Here is a 23,466-nt window from a genome sequence, read left to right as displayed (position 1 = left end):
CGATCAAGGGGCCGGAACGGTTTCGGGTCTTGGGCCATCGGGCCCGGAGACGCGGACCCGCGTGCCCTTTTGCAACCGCTCGCCGCCGGCCACGACCACGCGCTCGCCCGGCCGCAGCCCGGCGGTCACCTGCACGCTGCGCGCGTTCATCCCGCCGATGGTGACGCTGCGTGGGCTCACGCGGCCATTGGTTTCGACCACCCAGACCAGGGCCTCGCCGGCGCGCACGTCGAACAGGGCGGTGGCGGGCACCGCGACTGCGCCGTTGCCGCTGCTTTCGGCGGGCAAGGTCAGCCGAACGCTGCCGATCTGGCCGGATTTCAGGCGGCCATTGGCGGGCAGGGCGAACACCGCGATGAAGCTGCCGGTCGCATCCTCGGCGCGGCCCTCCACCTCGGTCAGCACGCCGCTGATCGGCGCGTCGAGCCCATCGAGCGACACCTCGCCGGTCATGCCGGGCGTAAGCCTGGTCGCGTCGCCCGAGGTGAACGGCGCGCGCAGCACGAAGCCGCCGTCATTCTGCCCGATCACCAGAGCGGGCGTTCCCGCCGCGACGACCTGCCCCGGATCGACATTGCGGCTCAGGACCACGCCCGAGGAGGGGGCGTAGATGCGCGCGGTATCGGCGCTGAACCCCGCCTGCGAGGTGCGCGCCCGCGCCGCTTCGGCAGCGGCCTGCGTCTGATCGAGCTGCCCTTTGGTCACCCAGCCCTGCTCGTAGAGCGTGCTGATGCGCGACAGCTCCGCTTCTGCGCGGGTCGCCTCGGCGTTGGCGGCGGCCAGATCGCCCTGCACATTGGTGGTGTCGAGCGCGGCGAGCAGCGCGCCTTGCGACACGCGGTCGCCCTCGTTGAAGCGGACATTGGCGACGCGCCCGGCGGTGGTGAAGCCGAGCGGGGTCTCGCGCCGATAGCGCACGGTGCCGACGGCGCCGACCGAGCGATTCTCGGAGGCGGGCTGCGCGACGATGACCCGTACGGCCACGATTTCATCGCTTTTGGGGGCGTCCTCGGGCGCATCGCCCGCGCAGCCGCCGATCGCGGCAAAAGCGGCGAGCATGAATGCCAGACGATGCAAGCGGAGCTTCGACACCGATATTCCCCCCTCTCCCTTGCCGCGATCCTAATCGCATCGGTGCAAGATGAAACCGCTTTGTTCGAGCCAATCTATTCGAGCGGAGGCAAGGGATGCGTCAGGATCGGCGGCACCCGCGCGATCCCGCGCGTTTCGGCGGACGGCAGCGCGGCGATTTCCTCCTCGATCTGCGCCACGCGTTTCTGCCAGCGATAATGCGTGCCCTCGGTGAAGAGGCCTTGCCCATGCTCCTTGCCGAAGCGCGTCCAGAAGCGGACGGCGCCGGCGGGGTCGTAACCGGCATTGGCGAGCAGCCACACCGACAGCCGGTCGGCCTCCTCCTCGGTCGCCCGGATGCGTCGGCCGTTCTTGCCAAAGCCGCGCAACGGGCCTCGATCGATGTCGACCGCATTCAGCCGCTCGTGGTGGTGCAGGATATTGTGCGCCAGTTCATGCGCGACCACCGCGGCGAGTTCGCCCTCACCGTTTCCGCCGCCATCCTCCAGCGCATATTGTACCAGCGGGAGATTGACGTTGACCATCTGCGCGCTCCCGCCCCCGCCCGCATCAAGCCCGTCCTTGATCAGCAGTTGGAATCGACCTGCGCAGGCGGGGACGGGAGCGAGCGTGAACGACAAGGGCTGCCCGGCGCGGAGCAGCTCGAGCCGGATCGACGCCCCGGCGGCACGCGCGGTGGCGAACAGGTCCGCGATGCGCTGGATGCGGCTATAGGGGTCTTCCTCAAGCCCGTCCGCGAACGCGGCGATCGGGGTGGCGGCGGCGCCGACGCCGATGGTCGCCAGCGCATCGCCCGGGGCGATCCCCGCCGCTTGCCCCGGGCTGCCGGGCACGACCGCCTCGACTTCGACCGGGCTTTCGAACGCGAACACGCCGTCGATCGCCGCGCGGTCCCGATATTGCGCGATGTCGTGCAGTTGCAGGCCGGTGGCGCCGTCGAGCCGGTCGCACAAGGGCGCGTTGGCGGTGGCCAGCCGATAGCCGATCGTCGCCAGCTGCCCGTCGAGCGCCTGCAACTTGCGATAGGGCGAGGCGTCCTGCGCGCTTGCCGCGACGGGCGAGCAGAGCAAGGCGAAGCAGATGAAGGCGAGGGCGATCAGACGCATCGCCATGCCTCTAACGCCGTCAGCCTGAACCTGCGGCATCTCACGCACCGGCTCACGGCCCGGTCAGCCCGTGGCCGTTGAGCCAGGCCATGACCAGCGCGACCAGGATCATCACGCTGCCCGAGACGCGGCCGAGCAGCCGGTTCCAGTCGCGCCCCACCGCGAAACGGTTGGCCCCGGCGGCAAGCAGGGCGTAAGTGCCCATGCCGATGCTCTCCGTCACCAAGGTGACGCCCGCCAGGATCAGCACCTGCGACGCGATGCTGCCCGACGGGTCGATGAACTGCGGCACGAAGGCGGCGTAGAAGATCAGCGCCTTGGGATTCGACATGTGCACCGCGAGGCCATCGCCGAACCCGTTCCAGAACCCGCCGCGTCTTTCTCTGGCTTGCCGCCACCCGCCCGCGCGCAGCCACATCCGCGCGCCGGTCCACAGCAGATAGGCTACCCCCGCCCAGCGCAGCGCGGCATAGGCATCCGGATAGGCGGTCACCAGCGCGATCAGCCCGAGCCCGCTGAGCGCGAACCAGATCCAGTTGCCGACATGGATGCCCGCCACCGGCCCCACCGCCGCGCGCAGCCCCCCGCCCAGCACATGCCCCACCGTCACCATCGTCGCCGGACCCGGGGTCAGGCAGAAGATCAGATCGGTGACGATGTAGAGGATCAGCCGGTCGTTATCCATCCGGCCGAGCCATGCGTGTGGAAAAATGGATGGTCGTCACGGGTTCAGGCCGTTCCCGGAAGTTCGCAAAAGACGCGACACGGGGGGCGGGATGTCGCGTTCACCCGTTCGCCGCCATCGACGAACCGCACGTCTTGTGCGGAGATGGCGACCGCCCCTTTTCTGCCCAGCTTCACACGCTTCACACTGTCCAGGGACGAAAATGTGAAGTGCGAACTTTGCGCTGCGGAAAGGTCGAACGAGGCGGGATCGAAGGGGCGCATGACGGCGATGGTAGCGGCGCAAATCCTACTTTGACAGTACCGTGACGATGGAAGAACTGTCAGGGTCGATCCCACGTCACCGCCGTTATTCCGGATTTGACTGAGCGTCGGCTATCGATCCAAGAGCGGACGTTGACGGCTTTGACTCTGATCCCTGCAAGCTGCCATAAGACGCGGTATGACGCAGGCGTATTCAAACCAAGCATGGAACAATTTTGTCATGCTCAGCGATTGGCAATCCTATGAAGCTGGCTCCAGCAAGCGAGCAGCAGGAATCGCATCTTTGTTTATGGGATTGGCCAATAACGGCGGGTTAAACTCGTTTTTGACCTCAACTTACGATCTCGATGCTGAGGAGGTTCTGAGCGCCCTTTTGTCCGTTGGAGCGGTAAAAGCGTTGAGCCAGCTTCAAGCTATTCTGCAAGGATTAGGAACCGCTCTTCCCGTTTCATCGCAAAGTGAGCGCTGGGATGCTCTCGACCTATATTGGACTGATCCGTTGGACGAGTTCGAGACGCTTTCACTTGAAGCAGACGATGAACTTATGGCCGTTCTTACTCGCCATGTGCAGGAACACGAAGCATTTTACTCCGGTCTTGGGGAATGGCAGCCCCCGGTCGAGCAACCCGAGAAGCGAAATGTCCGTTTCCCACCCATTGTCGGTCATCCGTGGGTTGCAAGGGAGTCGCCAGCAAGTGGCCAGCAAGTAGCCAGCAAGTAGGGTGCATTGAGGCCTAGCCGAAATGCACGCGGCACCCGGTTTCGCCCACGCGCAATTCTGGCGGAGGCGCCCACGATCTCGTTTCGCTCCTCCACCGATGCCAGGACGAATAGGGCCAATCGTCCATTTCGGCGACGAGCGCATGCCTGACAGGGTTATGGTGGATATAATCGATATGCGCGGCGAGGTCGTCGTCCGTTATGACTGCAGCTGCGATGGTGCATTTTGCCAGGGCTCAATGCACTACATCGAATATGGTGAAAAAGCCCCCATATTTGCCCAAGAAAAAGGCGATTATGTACCTTGCAAACCCGTTTCATTTTTTCGTCACCCCAGCGAAAGCTGGGGTCTCGGGCGGATCGCCATGAGGCCTGAGATGCCAGCTTTCCGGGTCCCAACAAAGTACTACTTTGTTGGGTGCCCTTTCGCTGGCATGACGTACAAAGAAAGGCGGAGCTATGCTGTTTCTGAATTTCCATCCGACTGGGTTTGCAAAGTACATAATCGCCAAGAAAAAGGCCCGCCGGATCGCTCCGACGGGCCTTCTCTTTTCTCTCTAGGCTAACGCCTCACTCCGGCGCCGGACCCTCGCCGTCATTGTCGGTCACCAGTTCGCCCAAAGGCTCGCTGGTCGCCGCGGCGGCGTCGGCGTCCTGCTTCAGCTCCGCCTCGTGCTCTTCGGCGGCGGTCTGCGCTGCGATGAGCTCTTCCTGGATCTTGCGCTGCTGAGCGCGGAGCGCGGTGTCGCGGCTGCCCGCGGCCACGCGTACCCGGTTCATCGCCGCGCCGGTGCCGGCGGGGATGAGGCGGCCGACGATCACATTCTCCTTGAGACCGGTCAGCACGTCCTTCTTCCCCTCGACCGCGGCCTGCGTCAGCACGCGCGTGGTTTCCTGGAAGGAGGCCGCCGAGATGAAGCTGCGGGTCTGCAGCGACGCCTTGGTGATGCCGAGCAGGACCGGCTTGCCTTCGGCCTTGGTTTTGCTCTTGGTCAGCTTGGCGTTCATCGCGTCCATCTCCTCGCGATCGACTTGCTCTCCGGGGAGGAGCGTGGTGTCGCCGCCGACGGTGATCTCGACCTTTTGCAGCATCTGACGAACGATCGTCTCGATATGCTTGTCGTTGATCTTCACACCTTGGAGCCGGTAGACCTCCTGGATTTCCGCCACGAGGAACTCGGCCAGCGCCTCGACGCCCATGACTTCCAGGATGTCGTGCGGGTTCGGAGAACCGCCGATCAGATTGTCGCCCTTGCGGACGAAATCGCCTTCCTGAACGTCGAGCACCTTGGTCTTGGGGATGAGATATTCCACCGGATCGCCCTCTTCCGGCACGATCGCGATCTTGCGCTTGGCCTTGTAGTCGCGCACGAACTCGACCTTGCCGGAAATCTTGGCGATGATCGACACATCCTTGGGGATGCGTGCCTCGAACAGCTCGGCCACCCGCGGCAGACCGCCGGTGATGTCGCGCGTCTTGGCGGCTTCGCGGCTGACGCGGGCGAGAACGTCGCCCGCCTCGACCTGCTGGCCGTCCTCGACCGAGAGCATGGTGCCGGGACCGAGCAGATATTTCGCAGCCTCGCCCGAATCCGCGTCGAGCAGCGTCAGGCGGGGACGCAGGTCCTCCTTGGTGCCGCGGCCGGTCTCGCGATATTCGGTAACGACGCGCTGGGCGATGCCCGTCGCCTCGTCGGTCTGCTCGGTCAGCGTCTTGTTGTCGACCAGGTCCTGGAACTTCACCGTGCCCGGCTTTTCCGTGATCACCGGCTGGGTGAACGGATCCCACTGGGCCAGCTTGTCGCCCGCCTTCACCGCGTCGCCATGGTCGACATCGAGCACCGTACCATAGGCGATGCGGTGCACGGCCAGCTCGCGGCCTTCCTTGTCGGTGATGACGAGTTCGCCGGTGCGGCTCATCGCCAGGCGCCGGCCGCGCTTGTCGACGATGGTCGGCAGGTCGCGCAGTTCGATCGTGCCGTCATGCGAGGCTTCGAGGTTGGACTGCTCGTTGAGCTGCGCCGCGCCGCCGATGTGGAAGGTCCGCATCGTCAGCTGGGTGCCGGGCTCGCCGATCGACTGGGCGGCGATCACGCCGACCGCCTCGCCGATGTTCACCGGCGTGCCGCGGGCCAGATCGCGGCCATAGCATTTGCCGCACACGCCGACCTTGGATTCGCACACCAGCGGGGAGCGGATCCTGAGCGACTGGAGCCCCAGTTCCTCGAGCTTCGCCACCGCATATTCGTCCAGCATGGTGCCGGTCTTGTAGATGGTCTTGCCGTCCTCGACGATGTCCTCGCCGATCGTCCGGCCGAGCACGCGCTCGCCGAGCGAGGCGATGGTCGAGCCGCCCTGGATGATGGCGCGCATCTCCAGCAACCGGTCGGTGCCGCAATCCTCCTCGACGATCGTGCAGTCCTGCGACACGTCGACCAGACGGCGGGTCAGGTAACCCGAGTTCGCCGTCTTGAGCGCGGTGTCGGCCAGTCCCTTGCGCGCGCCGTGGGTGGAGTTGAAATACTCCAGCACGGTCAGACCTTCCTTGAAGTTCGAGATGATCGGCGTCTCGATGATCTCGCCGGAAGGTTTCGCCATCAGCCCGCGCATGCCGGCGAGTTGCTTCATCTGGGCCGGGCTGCCACGCGCGCCGGAGTGGCTCATCATGTAGATGGCGTTCACTTCGGCCTCGCGGCCGTCCTCGCCCTTCGGCGTGGCCTTCAGCTTCTCCATCATGGCCGCCGCCACCTGGTCGCCGCAGCGGCTCCAGGCGTCGATCACCTTGTTGTACTTTTCCTGCTGGGTGATCAGGCCGTCCTGATATTGCTGCTCGTAATCGGCCACGGTCGCCCGCGCGTCCTCGACCAGCTGCTCCTTCTCCTCGGGAATGATCATGTCATCCTTGCCGAAGGAAATGCCGGCCTTGAACGCGTTGCGGAAGCCCAGCGTCATGATCGCGTCGGCGAACAGCACCGTGTCCTTCTGACCGGTGTGGCGATAGACCTGATCGATCACGTCGCCGATTTCCTTCTTGGTGAGCAGGCGGTTGACGAGGTCGAACGGCACCTTGTGGCTCTGCGGCAGACATTCGGCGAGCAGCATGCGGCCCGGCGTCGTCTCGACGCGCTTCATATACTGCTTGCCCTTCTCGTCGGCCTGCGGGACGCGGCTGGTGATCTTGGAATGCAGCGTGACCGCGCCGACTTCCAGCGCCTGATGCACCTCGGCCATGTCGCTGAGCAGCATGCCCTCGCCGGGCTCGCCCTCGCGGTCCATCGACAGATAATACAGCCCCAGGATCATATCCTGCGACGGCACGATGATCGGCTTGCCGTTGGCGGGCGAGAGGATGTTGTTGGTGCTCATCATCAGCACGCGCGCTTCCAGCTGCGCCTCGAGGCTCAGCGGAACGTGGACGGCCATCTGATCGCCATCGAAATCGGCGTTGAAGGCCGAGCAGACGAGCGGGTGCAGCTGGATCGCCTTGCCCTCGATCAGCACCGGCTCGAACGCCTGGATGCCGAGACGGTGGAGCGTCGGCGCGCGGTTCAGCATCACCGGATGCTCGCGGATCACCTCGTCCAATATGTCCCAGACTTCCTTGCGCTCCTTCTCGACCCATTTCTTGGCCTGTTTGAGCGTCATCGACAGACCCTTGGCGTCGAGCCTGGCGTAGATGAACGGCTTGAACAGCTCGAGCGCCATCTTTTTCGGCAGGCCGCACTGATGCAGCTTGAGTTCGGGACCGGTAACGATCACCGAACGGCCCGAATAGTCGACGCGCTTGCCGAGCAGGTTCTGGCGGAAGCGGCCCTGCTTGCCCTTGAGCATGTCGGACAGCGATTTCAGCGGACGCTTGTTGGCGCCCGTGATCGTGCGGCCACGGCGGCCGTTATCGAACAATGCGTCGACCGATTCCTGCAGCATGCGCTTCTCGTTGCGCACGATGATGTCCGGCGCGCGCAGCTCGATAAGCCTTTTGAGACGATTGTTGCGGTTGATCACGCGGCGATACAGATCGTTGAGATCGGACGTCGCGAAACGGCCGCCGTCCAGCGGCACCAGCGGGCGCAGTTCGGGCGGAATGACCGGCACGACCTCGAGGATCATCCATTCCGGGCGGTTGCCCGAATCGATGAAGCTCTCGACCACCTTCAGGCGCTTGATGATCTTCTTGGGCTTGAGCGTGGACTTGGTCGTCTCCAGCTCTTCCATCAGATCGTCGCGCTCACGCTCCAGATCGAGGTCCATGAGCATGATCTTGACCGCTTCGGCGCCGATCCCGGCACTGAAGGCGTCCTCGCCATATTCATCCTGCGCCTCGAGCAACTCGTCCTCGGTCAAGAGCTGGAATTTCTCCAGCGCGGTGAGGCCGGGCTCGATCACGACATAATGTTCGAAATAGAGGATCCGCTCGAGCTGCTTCAGCTGCATGTCGAGCAGCAGGCCGATGCGCGAGGGGAGCGACTTCAGGAACCAGATATGCGCGACCGGCGCGGCCAGTTCGATATGGCCCATCCGCTCGCGGCGGACCTTGGTGACGGTCACCTCGACGCCGCACTTCTCGCAGACGATGCCCTTGTACTTCATGCGCTTATACTTGCCGCACAGGCACTCGTAATCCTTCACCGGACCGAAGATGCGCGCGCAGAACAGGCCGTCACGCTCGGGCTTGAACGTGCGGTAGTTGATGGTTTCCGGCTTCTTGATTTCGCCGAAGGACCAGCTGCGGATGCGCTCGGGGCTGGCGAGACCGATCTGGATCTCGTCGAACGTCTCGGGCTTGGCGACCGGATTGTTGAATTTGCTCAGTTCGTTCATTTTGCTTCCTCTAGTTCCCCTCCCGCTTGCGGGAGGGGATAGGGGTGGGAATATGTCGGGTGGGCCATCTCGCTTGAGATCAGGCCCACCCCCGACCCCTCCCACAGGACCCCATCAAAGTACTACTTTGATGGGACCCCAGTGCGGGAGGGGAGAAGTGGTTACTCCGCCGCCTGCGGCAGCGCGTCCGGGCCTTCGCCGTCTTCGTTCGTGTCGTAGGAGCGCAGGTCGACGTTGAGGCCGAGCGAGCGCATTTCCTTGACCAGCACGTTGAAGCTTTCGGGAATGCCGGCCTCGAACGTGTCGTCGCCCTTGACGATCGCCTCATAGACCTTGGTGCGGCCGATCACGTCGTCCGATTTTACCGTCAGCATTTCCTGCAAGGTGTACGCCGCGCCATAGGCCTGGAGCGCCCAGACCTCCATCTCGCCGAAGCGCTGTCCGCCGAACTGGGCCTTGCCGCCCAGCGGCTGCTGGGTGACCAGGCTGTACGGGCCGATCGAGCGGGCATGGATCTTGTCGTCGACGAGATGGTGCAGCTTGAGCATATAGATGTAACCTACGGTGACCTTGCGGTGGAACCGGTCCCCCGTGCGGCCATCGTACAGCGTCACCTGGCCCGAGCTGTCGAGCCCGGCGCGTTCCAGCATTTCGGACACGTCCGCCTCGCGCGCGCCGTCGAACACCGGGGTGCCCATCGGCACGCCGAAGGTGGTGTGCTCGGCCAGATCGACGATCTCGGCGTCGCTGCGCTCCTTGATCTCGTCGTGATACTCCTTACCATAGCTGATCATCAGGCGCTCGCGCACCGCTTCCGGCGGCGCGGCGGCCTCCGGATTCGGATTGGCCTGGCGCCATTCCTCCAGCGCATGGGAAATCTGCTGGCCCATGCCGCGCGCAGCCCAGCCCAGATGCGTCTCGAAGATCTGCCCGACGTTCATGCGGCTCGGCACGCCCAGCGGGTTGAGCACGATATCGGCATGCGTCCCGTCTTCCAGGAACGGCATGTCCTCGATCGGCAGGATGCGGCTGATGACGCCCTTGTTGCCGTGACGGCCGGCCATCTTGTCGCCCGGTTGGAGCTTTCTTTTAACGGCGACGAACACCTTGACCATCTTGAGCACGCCGGGTTGCAGCTCGTCGCCGCGCTCCAGCTTCTCGCGCCGATCCTCGAAATGCTCGACGATCAGCTTGACCGCCTGGTCGTACTGCGCCTTCACCGCTTCCAGATCGGACTGGACCTTGTCGTCCTTGACCGCGAATTTCCACCATTCGTGGCGCTCGGTCTCTTCGAGCAGCTCCTCGGTCAGATCGCTGCCCTTCTTCACGCCCTTGGGCACGCCGGTGGCGGTCTGGCCGATCAGCATCTCGCGAAGCCGGTTGTAGGTCGCACGGTTCAGAATGGCGCGCTCGTCCTCGCGGTCCTTGGCGAGGCGTTCGATTTCCTCGCGCTCGATCGCCAAGGCGCGCTCGTCCTTGTCGATGCCGTGGCGGTTGAACACACGGACCTCGACCACCGTGCCGGCCACGCCGGGCGGCAGACGCAGCGAGGTATCCCGCACGTCGGAGGCCTTTTCACCGAAGATGGCGCGCAGGAGCTTTTCCTCCGGTGTCATTGGCGATTCACCCTTGGGCGTGATCTTGCCCGCCAGGATGTCGCCCGGATGCACTTCGGCGCCGATATAGACGATGCCCGCCTCGTCGAGGTTGCGCAGCGCCTCCTCGCCGACGTTCGGGATATCGCGGGTAATGTCTTCCGGGCCGAGTTTCGTATCGCGGGCCATCACCTCGAACTCCTCGATATGGATCGAGGTGAACACATCGTCTTTCACGATCCGCTCGGAGATGAGGATGGAATCCTCGTAGTTGTAGCCATTCCAGGGCATGAACGCGACGAGCGAGTTCTTGCCCAGCGCCAGCTCGCCCAGTTCGGTCGAGGGACCGTCGGCGATGATATCGCCGGTGGCCACATGCTCGCCCGCCTTCACCAGCGGACGCTGATTGATGCAGGTGTTCTGGTTCGACCGCTGGAATTTCTGCAGCCGGTAGATATCGACGCCGGACTGGCCGGGCTCGACCTCGCCGGTCACGCGGACGACGATGCGGGTGGCGTCCACCTGATCGACGATGCCGGGACGCTTGGCCCCGATCGCGGCGCCCGAATCGCGCGCCACGGTGCCTTCCATGCCGGTGCCGACCAGCGGCGCCTCGGCGCGCACCAGCGGCACGGCCTGCCGCTGCATGTTCGATCCCATGAGCGCGCGGTTGGCGTCATCGTTTTCCAGGAACGGGATCAGCGACGCGGCGACCGAGACGAGCTGCTTGGGGCTGACGTCCATCAGCGTGATCTGCTCGCGCTGCGCCATCAGGAACTCACCGGCCTGGCGGCTGGAGACGATTTCCTCGACGAACGAACCGTCCTCGTTGAGATCGGCGTTGGCCTGCGCGACGGTGTGCTTCTGCTCCTCCATCGCGGAGAGGTAGACCACATCGTCGGTGACCTTGTGGTCGACGACCTTGCGGTACGGCGTCTCGATGAAGCCATATTTGTTGACGCGGCTGAACGAGGCGAGGCTGTTGATCAGGCCGATGTTCGGGCCTTCCGGAGTCTCGATCGGGCAGATGCGGCCATAATGCGTCGGATGCACGTCGCGCACCTCGAACCCGGCGCGCTCGCGGGTCAAACCGCCCGGCCCGAGCGCCGACACGCGGCGCTTGTGGGTGACTTCGCTCAATGGGTTGGTCTGGTCCATGAACTGGCTGAGCTGCGACGAGCCGAAGAACTCGCGCACGGCGGCGACCGCGGGCTTGGCGTTGATCAGATCGTTCGGCATCACCGTCGACACGTCGACCGAGCTCATCCGCTCCTTCACGGCGCGCTCCATGCGGAGCAGCCCGACGCGGTACTGGTTTTCCAGTAGCTCGCCGACCGAACGCACGCGGCGGTTGCCGAGATTGTCGATATCGTCGATCTCGCCCTTGCCGTCTTTGAGGTTCACCAGTTCCTTGACCACGGCGAGGATGTCCTCGGTCCTGAGCGTCGTCACCGTGTCCTCGGCGTCGAGGTCGAGGCGCATGTTCAGCTTCACGCGGCCCACGGCCGACAGATCGTAGCGATCGCCGTCGAAGAACAGGCCTTCGAACAGCGCGTCGGCGGTCTCCCGCGTCGGCGGCTCGCCGGGGCGCATGACGCGGTAGATCGCGTCGAGGCCCATGTCGCGGTCCTCGGCCTTGTCCGCCTTTAGGGTGTTGCGCATCCAGGCGCCGGTCGAGACGTGATCGATATCGAGCAGCTCGAGCTTCCTGATCTTCGCGTTGTCGAGCTTTTCGAGATTCTCGGCGGTGACCTCGTCGCCGGCCTCGATATAGATCTCGCCGGTCTTTTCGTCGATCAGGTCATAGGCGCTGTAGCGGCCGAAGATTTCCTCGGTCGGGATCAGCAGCGTCTCCATGCCGTCGCTCTGCGCCTTCTTGGCGGCGCGCGGCGTGATCTTCTGGCCGGCGGCGAAGACGACTTCGCCCGACTTGGCGTCGACGATGTCGAAGGCCGGCTTCTGGCCGCGCCAGTTGTCGGCCACGAACGGGATTTTCCAGCCGTCGCCATCCTTCTTGGCGGCGCGCTCGAACGTCACCCGGTCGTAGAAACGATCCAGGATCTGCTCGTCGTCCATGCCCAGCGCGTAGAGCAGCGTGGTCACCGGCAGCTTGCGCTTGCGATCGATCCGGACGTTGACGATGTCCTTGGCGTCGAACTCGAAATCGAGCCACGAACCGCGATAGGGGATCACGCGCGCGGCGAACAGGAACTTGCCCGAGCTGTGCGTCTTGCCGCGGTCGTGATCGAACAGGACGCCGGGCGAGCGGTGCATTTGGCTGACGATGACGCGCTCGGTGCCGTTGATGAAAAAGGTGCCGTTGCCGGTCATCAGCGGCATGTCGCCCATATAGACGTCCTGCTCCTTGATATCGAGCACGGAGCGGGCTTCGGTGTCGGGATCGACCTCGAACACGATGAGCCGCAGCGTCACCTTCATCGGCGCGGCATAGGTAATGCCCCGCTGGCGGCATTCCTCGACGTCGAATTTGGGGGGCTCCAGCTCGTAATGCACGAAATCGAGCTCGGACGTGCCGGCGAAATCGCGGATCGGGAAGACGCTGCGCAGCGTCTTTTCCAGGCCCGACACATAATCGATCGACGGGTCCGAGCGCAGGAACTGCTCGTAGCTCTCGCGCTGCACCTCGATGAGGTTGGGCATCTGGATGACTTCGTGGATATCGCCGAAAATCTTCCGGATGCGCTTCTTGCGCGTGGGGACGTCGACGAAACTGTCGGGGAGCTTGGTTGCCATGGGTGATCGTGCCTCGTTGAGCCGCTGAACTGGTTTTGCTGGCGCCGGGGAACCGAATACGCGAAAGGCCGCGAGGCCTGCTCCCCTGGAGGAGGCCTGCAGCTTGTCATACGCATCGGTAGAACCGGCCGGTCAATTCCTGGGAACGCTGCGCGACGGCGAACCCTTCCCGAACGGGCGGTTGCGTTGGATATAGGGCAGGGGTAGCGGCTGGTCAAGATGGCGGGAACCAAATCCTTCATACCGGGTTTGAATGGAACAAATCAGCAACGAAAGCCCAAGCTATGGCCGACCATATTGCCAATCCCAAGCTCGAAGACCATCCCGCCGACAATGCCGAAAAGGACCCGGAAAACTGGGTCACCGGTGATGAACCGATGACCGGTGCGCAGGCGAGCTATCTCAACACGCTGTGCGAGGAGGCCAAGGTCGAACTGCCGGAAAAGGGTTTGACCAAGGCCGAGGCGTCGCAGCGAATCGACGAGTTGAAGGCGAAGCTGGGGAAGTAGGCGCGGCGGACCCTTTTAAGACATATACTGCGCAAAAAAACCGCGTCGCTCCGGCGCAGGCCGGAGCCTATCCCATGTTTCGACTGGCACAACCATCCTAATTTAAGGCGATTATGTACCTTGCAAACCCGTTTCATTTCTCGTCACCCCAGCGAAAGCTGGGGTCTCGGGCGGGATCGCCATGACGCCTGAGATGCCAGCTTTCCGGGTCCCAACAAAGTACTACTTTGTTGGGTGCCCTTTCGCCGGCATGACGAACAAAGAAAGGCGGAGCTATGCCGTTTCTGAATTTCCATCCGACTGGGTTTGCAAAGCACATGATCGCCTAATTTAAGGGTTGGCGTTTACCTTGCCTGGATTCAGTCCGTCGCTCTTAAACCATAGGCGGGATAGGCTCCGGCCTGCGCCGGAGCGACGTCGTTTTTTGATCTCGGTTCTGCGGTTTGGGCGATCCAAGCTAGCGGTCGCAGTAACGGCATCGCTATATCAGATCACCGCCAGCTGCCGGTTGGTCAGCCGACCGCCATATTGCTTCTGCAACCGCACCTTGCGCGCCAGATCGTCGATGATCACGCCGGAGAAATCGACCTCGGTCAGATCCTCGATATAGCTGAGGCCGCCTGGCGTATCGACATTGACCTCCATCATCTTGTCGCCGGCGATATCGAGACCCGCCAGATACATGCCGTCGTCGATGAGCTTGGGGCCGACGATCTCGGCCACACGCAGCATCTCTTCGGTGGGCTTCACCATCTCCACGCCGCCGCCGGCCGAGATGTTCGAGCGCATGTCCTCGCTCTGGGAGAAGCGGTGCATGGTGGCGTAGGTGTCGTCGACCTTGAGCGGCCGCCCGTTGAGCGTGATCATGCGGATGTCGCCGCCCTTCGCGGCGGGCAGATATTCCTGGATGATGGCATAGCCGTCGCGCGTCACCGCTTCGATGATCTGGTTGAGATTTCGCTTGTTGCTCTTGTCGATGATGAAGACGCCTTGGCCGCCCGATCCCTGCAGCGGCTTGATCACGCCCTTGCCCTTGTGCTTCTTCAGGAACGCCTTCACCTCGTCCGCTTCGCGCGTGATGCAGGTGGCGGCGCGCACTTCCTTCGGAAAATTCTGGAAATAGGTCTTGTTGACGGCATCGGTGAGATGCTCCGGATCGTTGAGCACGATCACGCCGTGCGTCGCGGCGATCTGCGCGAACAGCAGGCCCGCGGGCGGCGCCCAGTCGCGCTCGCCCAGTTCCTGGGCAGGGTCGGAGCGCAGCATGAGGATGTCGTAATCCTCCACGCAGATGCGCTGCGGCGCGTTCTCGCTGTCGTGCAGATGCTTGAGATAATTTGCGTCGTTCTTGAACTTCTTCCGCTGGCCCAGCGTGGCCATCGCGCAGATCGTTTCTTCGGCATCGTAGATGAAATCGCCGAGGCCGATCAGCGCCACTTCATGGCCCAGCGCGCTGGCTTTGCGCGCCAGCCGGATGGTGGTGTAATTGTCTTGCTCGGTGGCGACGTCGTTGACGGCAAAGGCGATTTTCATGATTCGGGGGTTTCCTGGTAAAGCCGGGTGATATCGAGCGAGCGGACCCGGTCGAGCCGCTTCATCGCGTCGAGATCGTCGAGATAGCGCGGCAGCAGATCGGGCTTCAGCAGCAGCCCCTCCTCGATCAGCTTTTCCAATGTGTGGAGCTGCTTCAAAGCGAACTTGCCGACGAACAATATTTCGAAATCGCCGTCGTTCGCGAGATAGGCCATCACTTCCATGATCCCGCGCAGATAGACCGCGTCCTTGGTCAGCCCGCCGCCGCGCTTGGCGCGCAGGGCGGTGTGGAACGCGCTGTGCTCGTCGAGCTTGTAGTCCTCGTAGAGCGCGGCGAAGATCTCGGCCATCGAGGCTTCGGTGACCGCCATGTGCGCCGCCTCGACCCGCGCCGCGAGCACGCGCAGCCGTGCGGGCGGGAGATAGCCGCACAGATATTCGGCGAGGACGGCGAGGCCCTCCTGCATCCGGTCGTAATCGGCGAGGCCGCATTCGAGCACGCGCAGCGGCTGCATCCGGCCATTGTGGCGCGTGACGCTGTGGGTGCCGATTTCGTGCGAGAGCAGCGGGATGATCCGGCCGCGCTCGATCTCGTAATCGCAGGCGACGTGCAAGTCGCCCTGCACGGTGACGAGCTGCGTGCCGGGGTTGGGGTTTTTCACGACCTTCTGCCGGAAATCCGGACTGCGTTCGCGATAGGCCCGCATCTCTTCCTCGGCGCAGGCGATCACCGCATCGGCATCGGCATCGCGTGGCCCGGCGTCGACAATCGGCACTTCGTCGCGGATCGTGCGCGCGGCAGACAGAAGATTGTCCGCGACATTGCCGAACAGATCCAGACTCGCCAGCACGAAGCCGGGCTGGTCGCGGAAGCGGATCAGTTCGATCTGACGGTCGAGCTCGCGCTGCTTCTCGATCAGCAGCGCCTCGAACATCGGGCTGTCGAAATCGTGAAAATGGAGTGCAAACAGATCGCGCCGCATTTCGGTGAGGTTGTCCGGCAGCGGATCATATTCGAATGCCGGCGCTTCCTTGAAACCGCTTTCGCAAAAGCCCGTCCAGATCGCGCTGATATTGGTCGGCGTCAGGCGGCTGAGCCAGTCGATCTCGTCCTCCAGCTGTTCCAGCTTCTCGTCGATCCGCAACGTCTGCGGGTGGAGTTCGATGTCGATATCGCTCATCGATCCTGTTTCCCGGCCATCTTTTCAAATGCCTTGCGCGCGCCCTCGACCGCGAGCAGCAGCCCCTGGCGAAGATGCTGAAGCGCGAAGATGTCCGCCTCCTCGCTCCATTCGTCCATGAAGATTTTTTTGTATTCCAGCGTCATGATGCAGGCTTTTTCGCCATAGATGCCGTGCAGCCATTCGGGAAAGTTGCCGCCGTCCTCCCAGCGCACGTTGATGCCGACCGAGGGGGCACCGCCGTTCACCGGCACGCTGCGCAGCGTCTCGGCGAAATCGTTCAGGAGATCGCCGTAGACTTCCTTGTTCAGCGTCGTGGCACCGATATCGATATCGGGGTTCTTGTCGGCCGGCGCGGGCTCGCCATCGGGGCCGTTGCGTTTGAAATTATAGCTGTGGATGTCGAGCAGCAGGATGCGGCCATATTGCGCGATCCGGTCGTCGCACAGGCGGCGCATCGCGCGGTAGAAACGGTCGTGAATCTCGCGGCTCTTGTCCATCTGCTCGGGCGGCAGATCGTCCTGCCAGATGCGCAGGTCCCAGGTCTTGGCCGGATCGCGCGTGATGCAGATGTCGCGCGGCCGGTTGAGATCGCATTCGAAGCGCGAGACATTGGCGCGCACGCTGGTGTCGGCGACGGTGAGGAAATAGTCGGTGAGCGGGTCTTCTTCGCGCAGCCGGCCTTTGTCGGGAATGGCGAGCCAGGGTTTCAACTCGTCGCGGATGCGGTGCCCGCTGTGGATGGCGGCGGCGATGACGGGGCCCTCGCCGTCCTGGACTTGCCAGTCGGCCCCGTCGGCGGTGATCATGTCGGGAGAGTAACGGTTCATATGGTGCATCAATGGGCGGGGGGGCGATTGGTTCAGAATAGGCCAGCCAAATCCTCCCCGGAGCGGGGAGGGGGACCGCCGACGAAGTCGGTGGTGGAGGGGCCGAAACGGTGCCTTTTGAAGCAACCGTTTCGCCCCCTCCGTCACAATGCCTCACGGCATCGTGCCACCTCCCCGTTCCGGGGAGGATTTTGGTTAGTCACCGGCGAACGCGATCAGGTGCCGCGGCTCAACCCCCGCCTCGCGCAGCCGCTGCGATCCGCCCAGATCGGGCAGGTCGATCACGAACAGCGCCACGTCCACCACCGCGCCGCGCCCGCGCAGCAACTCGATCGCCGCGAGCGCGGTGCCGCCGGTGGCGATCAGGTCGTCGACCAGCAGCACGCGCTGGCCGGGCGCCACCGCATCTTCGTGCATCTCGATCCGGTCGGTGCCATATTCCAGCATGTAATCCACGCCCACGCGCTTGCCCGGCAGCTTGCCCTGCTTGCGCAACATCACCTTGCCCAGGCGCAACACATAGGAAAGCGCCGAAGCGATGATGAAGCCGCGCGCCTCCAGCCCCGCGATCAGGTCGAAGCGCTCGCCTTCCACGGTGCCGGCCAGCCGGTCGATCGTCGCGCGGAACCCCTCGCCGTCGAGCAGCAGCGTCGAGATGTCGCGAAACCGGATGCCGGGCTTGGGATAGTCCGGAATGGTGCGCACCAGCGCGGCGAGATCGGCGTTGTCGGTCATGGGATCGGGCATGATGGGGCGGGTCCGGTCGGTCATGGGAGAGCCGCGATAGAGGGAGCCGAGGGGCCTCCTGTCAAGCGCCTGGCCGAACAGGGCGGATCACAGTGACTGGCGCCCGATTGCCAAGCGCGCGATTTGCTGATACTTGCACGCTTAGGGAGAAGTTCATGAAGAAGATCGGCCTAATCGGATTGACCGTCTTGGCGCTGGCCGTTGCGGGTTGTGCGGCGAAAAGCGAATCGGCCAAGACCGACAAGCCCGTCTACTCGATCCCGGTGCCGCTCGCCTGAGCGATGGCTTCGGTGATGGCATCGCCAGCACTGGCTGACATGATCCACTGATGTGAGGGCGGCCCCGTCGGAGCCGCCCTTTCCCGTTTCAGAACTCCGGCCGTGGCCGTGGTTATGGCCGATTACTTCAGCTCGACGGTGCCGCCGGCCGCTTCGATCTTGGTCTTGATCTCTTCGGCTTCGGCCTTGTTCACGCCTTCCTTGATCGCCTTGGGCGCGCCCTCGACGAGCGCCTTGGCATCGGTGAGACCCATCTGCGTGATCGCACGGACTTCCTTGATGACCTGGATCTTCTTGCCGCCGTCGCCGGTGAGGATCACGTCGAATTCGGTCTGCTCCTCGGCAGCCGCAGTTTCACCGCCACCAGCGGCCGGGCCGGCAACCGCAACGGCTGCGGCGGCGGAAACGCCCCACTTCTCTTCGAGCGCCTTGGAAAGCTCGGCGGCTTCCAGGACGGTGAGTTCGCTCAGCTGCTCGACCAGCTTTTCGATGTCTGCCATGATGTTATGCTCCGTTTTCTAGTCTAGTTTGGTTTAATCCGCCATCCCGGGCTCGATCCGAGTCCGGGATGACGAGATTGATGGATATGGTTCAGTCTTATGCGGCTTCTTTTTCGCCATAGGCGTTGAAGACGCGGGCCAGTTTCGCGGCCGGTTCGGCGACGACGCGGGCGATCTTGGTTGCGGGCGCCTGAATCAAGCCGACGATCGTCCCACGCAGTTCATCGAGCGAGGGCATCGACGCCAGCGCTTTGATGCCGTCCGCATCGAGCAGGGTATCGCCCATCGCACCGCCGACAATTTCAAGCCTGTCGTTGGTCTTGGCGAAATTGATCGCAACCTTGGCGGCGGCGACCGGATCCGGCGATGTGGCGAGCGCCGTCGGGCCAGTCAGCATGTCGCTGAGCTGGGCATAGGGCGTCCCGTCGAGCGCGATCCGGGCAAGGCGGTTCTTGGCGACCTTGTAGCTGGCGCCGGCGTCGCGCATCTGCGAGCGCAGATCGGTGGACGCCGCCACCGAAAGCCCCAGATTGCGTGTGACGACGACAACCGCGGCTTGCGTAAAAGTACTGTTCAGCGCTTCCACCGCATCGGTCTTTTCAGCACGGTTCATGCTTTTCTCCTTGTCTGTGCAACGGGAGGCCAGGCCGCCCGCTCCACACGCGATTGCGAAAAAGGCGAAGTGATCCGCCATCTCCATCTTTCGTCACCCCGGACTTGATCCGGGGGCCAGAGCCCAACAGCAGTGCCATCTCGCCCTGGATCCCGGATCAAGTCCGGGACGACGTTCGTTTGTCCGTGGGGAAAAATTCACGGCCCGTGCTGCGGCAATGGAGCGACAGCGGGGCGGGGACAGGCATTGGGGCCGATCCCGGTGCATAATTTTGATCCCCGTCTAGGCTGGCGAATATTAAGGGGGCGGGCCCCCGCCGGCTGTCTCGGACGGTGAGCGACCGGTGAACCGGTCGGTCGAGGCGGGGCAATAGCGGTGCGGGTGGGGAAGTCAAGCCCCGTGCCGCTCTGGCGTTCCACGTAACCAAATGGTTCAAAGTTGACAAGGTCGGCGCGAAACCATGTCAAAACCGCGCAACAATATTTCCCACAATCGCGATATTGGCGAGGGGGAGACTCGATCAGACAACTTCCGACATTTCAAGCGCTCGCGGAGCGGCGCCTTGGCGGACATCCGGCACGGATCGGGTGATTTTTCCGCGAACCGATCCCGCCGACGCGCGTTGCCTCTTCCCCCATCTCTCGCAAAGGGCCCCTCCCATGACCGACGCCTCCCAATTCACCGATCCCATCGAGGAACAGCCCCGCATGCCGGGGTCCGAAGCCGAGATGGACGACCAGCCCGACTGGCGCCCGCGCTTCGCCGGATCGGACCGGCTGGGCGGCAAGGCGGCGATCGTCACCGGCGGCGACAGCGGTATCGGCCGGGCCGTCGCGGCGCTGTTCGCGCGCGAGGGCGCGGATGTCGCCATCGTCTATCTCGCCGAGGAGGAGGATGAGGACGCCGCCCGGACCAAGGCGATCGTCGAAGGGGAGGGGCGCAAGGCGATCACGCTGCGCGGCGATCTCGGGGACAGCGATTTCGCGCGCGAGGTGGTCGACGAGACCGTCGAGGCGTTCGGGCGGCTCGATATCCTCGTGAACAATGCCGGCGAGCAGCATCCCGATCACGATCTGGAAGGCATTACGGAAGAGCAATTGCGCCGCACCTTCCAGACCAACATCTTTTCGATGTTCTTCCTGACTCAGGCCGCGCTGCCACATCTGGAGGAGGGGGCGGCGATCGTGAACTGCACCAGCGTCACCATGTACAAGGGCGCGCCGATCCTGCTCGATTACAGCGCCACCAAGGGCGCGATCACCGCCTTCACCCGCTCGCTCAGCCAGAACCTGGTGGAAAAAGGCATCCGCGTGAACGCCGTCGCCCCCGGCCCGATCTGGACCCCGCTCAACCCTTATGGCGGCCAGCCGCCCGAGGAGATGGACGATTTCGGCGAGAACACCCCCATGGGCCGCCCCGGCCAGCCGAACGAGGTGGCGCCGGCCTTCCTGTTCCTGGCCTGCGCCGATTCGAGCTACATGAGCGGACAGGTGCTGCACCCCAATGGCGGGATGGTGGTGCAGGGGTGAGGATCGGCGTCGGTCGGCCTTGACGGTGAGCCGACGCCGCTTTGCCGGTTACGAATTACTGCCGGAGAGCCGGTAGGCATAAAGACCTCTCGTCCGAGATGAAATGACCAGCACATTATCCGGCGTGATCGCCAGCGAGCCCCCCTGATCTGCCGACCAGACGGTTGGAAAGGCCGAATTCTGGATGTCGATGGCGTAGGTCTTGGAATCATTGGCGACAAAAAGATGACTTTCGGTCAACACCAGGTTGCTGTTCAACGGATCGACGCCCGAGCCAAGATTGATCGAACCGTCCACCGAACCATCGGCGGTATCGATGATGTCGATGATACGACTGTCGGCACGGATGGCATAAAGCTTTCCATCACGCAGTGCGGGCTCGCCCCCGTAGCTCCGCTTGGTGCGCCAAAGGACCGAATCGCTTTTGATGGAAAATGCCACGAGCGGCAGGTTCACGTCCTGCGGGCGATTGTCGGAAAAGGTGAACACGCGCCCGGTGCCATCAAGAATGGGAGCGCCGAAATAGGAGCCGTAATAGCTCAAGCCGACCGAGCCGAAGAAGGGATTGCGGATATTGTGCGCAATCTCGCCGCTCGATCTGTTCAATGCCACGAGATAGCCGGAACTGAAGAAATATACGAACCTGGCATCGGCTGCGACGCTCTCGCCCTCCTGAACATAGCCGCCGTTGATCTGGGTCGTGTCGGTCACCCACCGGCGGGTTCCCATGGCCGAGTTGTATCCGAAGACCACATTCCCGTAATAACCTGCCTGAAGATAGAGTTCATCGTCAAACGGTGTCGGCGTTCCGGAATTCGCAAACTGGCTGGAATAGGACAGCGAGCGCAAATACCGGCCGGTTTTGGCGTCGATAACGTCGATTGGGATATTTCCGGAAGAAATGTCCATGGCGGCGCTGACTACCCGTCCATTTGAATAGCTGGGCGCACTGTAATAATTTTTGTTACCGAGGTCATAATCCCATATTATCCCCCCGGTGCCGGAGTCGATCGCGCGCGTTTGCAAGTTGATCTGCGAACCATAAGGCGGCGCGAGATTAACGAAGAGGCTGCCACGGGTCGCCGCGATGCCGGTTATACGGTCATTTGCGGAAACGGGCATGGTCCAGGCGCTTGCGAAATTGACAGCGTCATACTTTACCGCAACATACCCGCTGTGCGCGGCATCGCGCTGGAAGGTGGCCCAATCCTTCAGTCGCACGTCCAGATTGACGGTGAAACTCGACGTCGAACCGGGATAAACGCTGTTGCAACTGCTGGTGGTGCAGAGGCGGAATGTGACGGTGCTGACGGTCTTGCCGCCTTCGGCAAAGGGTATGGTCTTCAGGGAGACGGCATAGCTTTTCCCGGAAGCGGCCGGGGTGCCGTTCAGCCTGTAACGCTTACCGTCAACCGCCACAACCGCAACGATCGGCTGCGTGCTCGTGCCGCTATACTCGGCGTTGAAGCCAAAGGTTGCGATCTTGCCTTCATCGACATTCACATTCGCCGACTTGTTTGAAAGCGTTACGGACAAAGTCGATAGCGGTGGCGGTGGCGGTGTCGGCGCGGTCGTTACCGGTGAAGAGGACCCCTGGTCGCTACCTCCGCATCCTGACAGTGCAACGATCGCAAATGCCGAACATATATAAGCCAAACCGTTAGAACGCATCTTTTCCCCCATAACTCGGACATGCAGGAGGGATCGCCAAACCGCGCGCAGCACGCTTGCCGCGCTACAGGACGTTCGGCGCCCTCGAGCAAAGCTTATCTAAAATTTTCAGGAATCTACTGTCTCCCCCTCTTATTTTTTATCAGCCTATTGTTGGCATGCAATGAAAAAGATCAGGTTCCGCTTAATTGCACGAAAAAGGCCGGGCGTCGCCACCCGGCCTTTCCGTATCTATTGCGTCATTCCGGGCTTGACCCGGAATCCAGGGCGTCAGCAAAGCGCCACTGGACTCTGGATCCCGGATCAAGTCCGGGATGACGGTTGATTTGGGTGTGCGTTACGCCCCCGGCACGTCCGCCAGATCGACCTTCACGCCGGGACCCATCGACGAGCTCAGCGCGACCTTCTGGACGTATTTGCCCTTGGCGCCGGCCGGTTTGGCCTTGGCGATGGCGTCGGTGAACGCGTCGAAATTCTTGCGCAGCTCGGTTTCGGGGAAGCTGGCCTTGCCCAGTGAGCCGTGGATGATGCCCGCCTTTTCGACGCGGAACTGCACCTGGCCGGCCTTGGCCGCCTTGACGGCGCCCTCGACGTCGGGGGTGACGGTGCCCAGCTTCGGGTTCGGCATCAGGCCCTTGGGACCCAGCACCTTGCCGAGGCGGCCGACCACGCCCATCATGTCCGGCGTCGCGATGACGCGGTCGTAATCGAGATTGCCGGCCTGCATGTCCTCCATCAGATCCTCGGCGCCCACCTTGTCGGCGCCCGCCGCGGTGGCCGCGTCGGCCTTGTCGCCGCGCGCGAACACCGCGACCTTCATCTCCTTGCCCGTGCCGGCGGGGAGCGACACCATGCCGCGCACCATCTGATCGGCGTGACGCGGATCGACGCCCAGGTTCATCGCGACCTCGATCGATTCGTCGAACTTGGCGGTGGCCAGTTCCTTGACCAGCTTGATCGCATCATCGACGCCGTAATGCTTCTCGCGGTCGATCTTGCCCTCGACCATCTTCTGCTTCTTGGTCTGCTTGGTCATGAT

The 23,466-nt window shown here is 63.2% G+C and carries 18 protein-coding genes; 5 read left to right on the top strand and 13 right to left on the bottom strand.

The genetic code is table 11. The features are described from left to right. Positions 1–3: 3 nt before the first annotated feature. From ACOQPC_RS13025 to ACOQPC_RS13015, 3 genes are all read right to left on the bottom strand, one after another. Entirely contained in the window at positions 4–1,092 is a 1,089-nt protein-coding gene (locus tag ACOQPC_RS13025) for an efflux RND transporter periplasmic adaptor subunit (RefSeq protein WP_420606149.1), read from the bottom strand. A 74-nt stretch (positions 1,093–1,166) separates the two neighbouring features. Next, positions 1,167–2,198, bottom strand: coding sequence for a peptidase M48, Ste24p (locus ACOQPC_RS13020; protein ID WP_420606148.1), 1,032 nt, complete (start codon positions 2,196–2,198; stop codon positions 1,167–1,169). 52 nt (positions 2,199–2,250) lie between these two features. After that, the gene (locus ACOQPC_RS13015; RefSeq protein ID WP_420606147.1) at positions 2,251–2,883 is read right to left on the bottom strand and encodes a LysE family translocator; all 633 of its coding nucleotides are present in this window, start codon (positions 2,881–2,883) and stop codon (positions 2,251–2,253) included. 441 nt (positions 2,884–3,324) lie between these two features. Here ACOQPC_RS13015 and ACOQPC_RS13010 point away from each other — a divergent pair, with 441 nt between their 5' ends. Together ACOQPC_RS13010 and ACOQPC_RS13005 are read left to right on the top strand one after the other, a co-directional pair. Next, entirely contained in the window at positions 3,325–3,867 is a 543-nt protein-coding gene (locus tag ACOQPC_RS13010; RefSeq protein WP_420606146.1) for a DMP19 family protein, read from the top strand. 142 nt (positions 3,868–4,009) lie between these two features. Next, positions 4,010–4,432 carry a hypothetical protein gene (locus ACOQPC_RS13005; protein ID WP_420606145.1) on the top strand — a complete coding sequence of 141 codons (423 nt, stop codon included), beginning with the start codon at positions 4,010–4,012 and terminating at the stop codon, positions 4,430–4,432. 4 nt (positions 4,433–4,436) lie between these two features. On the opposite strand, the gene rpoC is transcribed toward ACOQPC_RS13005, so the two are convergent. Continuing rightward, entirely contained in the window at positions 4,437–8,687 is a 4,251-nt protein-coding gene (gene rpoC, locus ACOQPC_RS13000; RefSeq protein ID WP_420606144.1) for a DNA-directed RNA polymerase subunit beta', read from the bottom strand. Positions 8,688–8,848: 161 nt separating this feature from the next. Then, positions 8,849–13,036 carry a DNA-directed RNA polymerase subunit beta gene (rpoB, locus tag ACOQPC_RS12995; RefSeq protein ID WP_420606143.1) on the bottom strand — a complete coding sequence of 1,396 codons (4,188 nt, stop codon included), beginning with the start codon at positions 13,034–13,036 and terminating at the stop codon, positions 8,849–8,851. 284 nt (positions 13,037–13,320) lie between these two features. Here rpoB and ACOQPC_RS12990 point away from each other — a divergent pair, with 284 nt between their 5' ends. Next, complete coding sequence (locus tag ACOQPC_RS12990) at positions 13,321–13,545, top strand: DUF3072 domain-containing protein (protein WP_420606142.1); 225 nt, start codon at positions 13,321–13,323, stop codon at positions 13,543–13,545. Positions 13,546–14,031: 486 nt separating this feature from the next. Here the strand turns inward: ACOQPC_RS12990 and ACOQPC_RS12985 are convergent, their stop codons facing one another. From ACOQPC_RS12985 to ACOQPC_RS12970, 4 genes are all read right to left on the bottom strand, one after another. Continuing rightward, positions 14,032–15,078 carry a glutathione synthase gene (locus ACOQPC_RS12985; protein WP_420606141.1) on the bottom strand — a complete coding sequence of 349 codons (1,047 nt, stop codon included), beginning with the start codon at positions 15,076–15,078 and terminating at the stop codon, positions 14,032–14,034. Beyond that, on the bottom strand, positions 15,075–16,259 hold the full coding sequence (locus tag ACOQPC_RS12980; protein WP_420606140.1) for a tyrosine/phenylalanine carboxypeptidase domain-containing protein: 1,185 nt from the start codon (positions 16,257–16,259) through the stop codon (positions 15,075–15,077). Before ACOQPC_RS12980 ends, ACOQPC_RS12985 begins: the two co-directional genes overlap by 4 nt. After that, a complete protein-coding gene (locus tag ACOQPC_RS12975) occupies positions 16,256–17,089 on the bottom strand; it encodes an N-formylglutamate amidohydrolase (protein ID WP_420606139.1) in 834 nt (277 codons plus the stop codon). The genes ACOQPC_RS12980 and ACOQPC_RS12975 overlap by 4 nt, the downstream gene beginning before the upstream one ends. A gap of 195 nt (positions 17,090–17,284) precedes the next feature. Next, positions 17,285–17,860: an adenine phosphoribosyltransferase gene (locus ACOQPC_RS12970; protein WP_420606138.1), complete on the bottom strand. Its 576-nt coding sequence runs from the start codon at positions 17,858–17,860 to the stop codon at positions 17,285–17,287. Positions 17,861–17,991: 131 nt separating this feature from the next. Between ACOQPC_RS12970 and ACOQPC_RS12965 the strand changes: the two genes are divergently transcribed. Further along, positions 17,992–18,114: a hypothetical protein gene (locus ACOQPC_RS12965; protein WP_420606137.1), complete on the top strand. Its 123-nt coding sequence runs from the start codon at positions 17,992–17,994 to the stop codon at positions 18,112–18,114. A 122-nt stretch (positions 18,115–18,236) separates the two neighbouring features. Here the strand turns inward: ACOQPC_RS12965 and rplL are convergent, their stop codons facing one another. Both rplL and rplJ read right to left on the bottom strand, forming a co-directional pair. Next, positions 18,237–18,614: a 50S ribosomal protein L7/L12 gene (rplL, locus tag ACOQPC_RS12960; protein WP_420606136.1), complete on the bottom strand. Its 378-nt coding sequence runs from the start codon at positions 18,612–18,614 to the stop codon at positions 18,237–18,239. A 97-nt stretch (positions 18,615–18,711) separates the two neighbouring features. Further along, positions 18,712–19,227, bottom strand: a complete 516-nt coding sequence (gene rplJ, locus ACOQPC_RS12955) for a 50S ribosomal protein L10 (RefSeq protein WP_420606135.1) — start codon at positions 19,225–19,227, stop codon at positions 18,712–18,714. 707 nt (positions 19,228–19,934) lie between these two features. On the opposite strand from rplJ, the gene ACOQPC_RS12950 reads away from it, so the two are divergent. Continuing rightward, entirely contained in the window at positions 19,935–20,756 is an 822-nt protein-coding gene (locus tag ACOQPC_RS12950) for an SDR family oxidoreductase (RefSeq protein WP_420608144.1), read from the top strand. 48 nt (positions 20,757–20,804) lie between these two features. On the opposite strand, the gene ACOQPC_RS12945 is transcribed toward ACOQPC_RS12950, so the two are convergent. Continuing rightward, positions 20,805–22,259 (bottom strand): PQQ-binding-like beta-propeller repeat protein, encoded by a 1,455-nt coding sequence (locus ACOQPC_RS12945; RefSeq protein WP_420606134.1) that lies wholly within the window; start codon positions 22,257–22,259, stop codon positions 20,805–20,807. A 505-nt stretch (positions 22,260–22,764) separates the two neighbouring features. After that, entirely contained in the window at positions 22,765–23,463 is a 699-nt protein-coding gene (rplA, locus tag ACOQPC_RS12940) for a 50S ribosomal protein L1 (protein ID WP_420606133.1), read from the bottom strand. Between the last annotated feature and the right edge of the window lie 3 nt (positions 23,464–23,466).

Origin of the sequence: Novosphingopyxis sp. (genome assembly GCF_965218915.1) — a bacterium.
Classification (GTDB): domain Bacteria; phylum Pseudomonadota; class Alphaproteobacteria; order Sphingomonadales; family Sphingomonadaceae; genus Novosphingopyxis.
The sequence above is the reverse complement of the archived record's forward strand: the minus strand, read 5'-3'. Positions and strand labels throughout refer to the sequence as shown.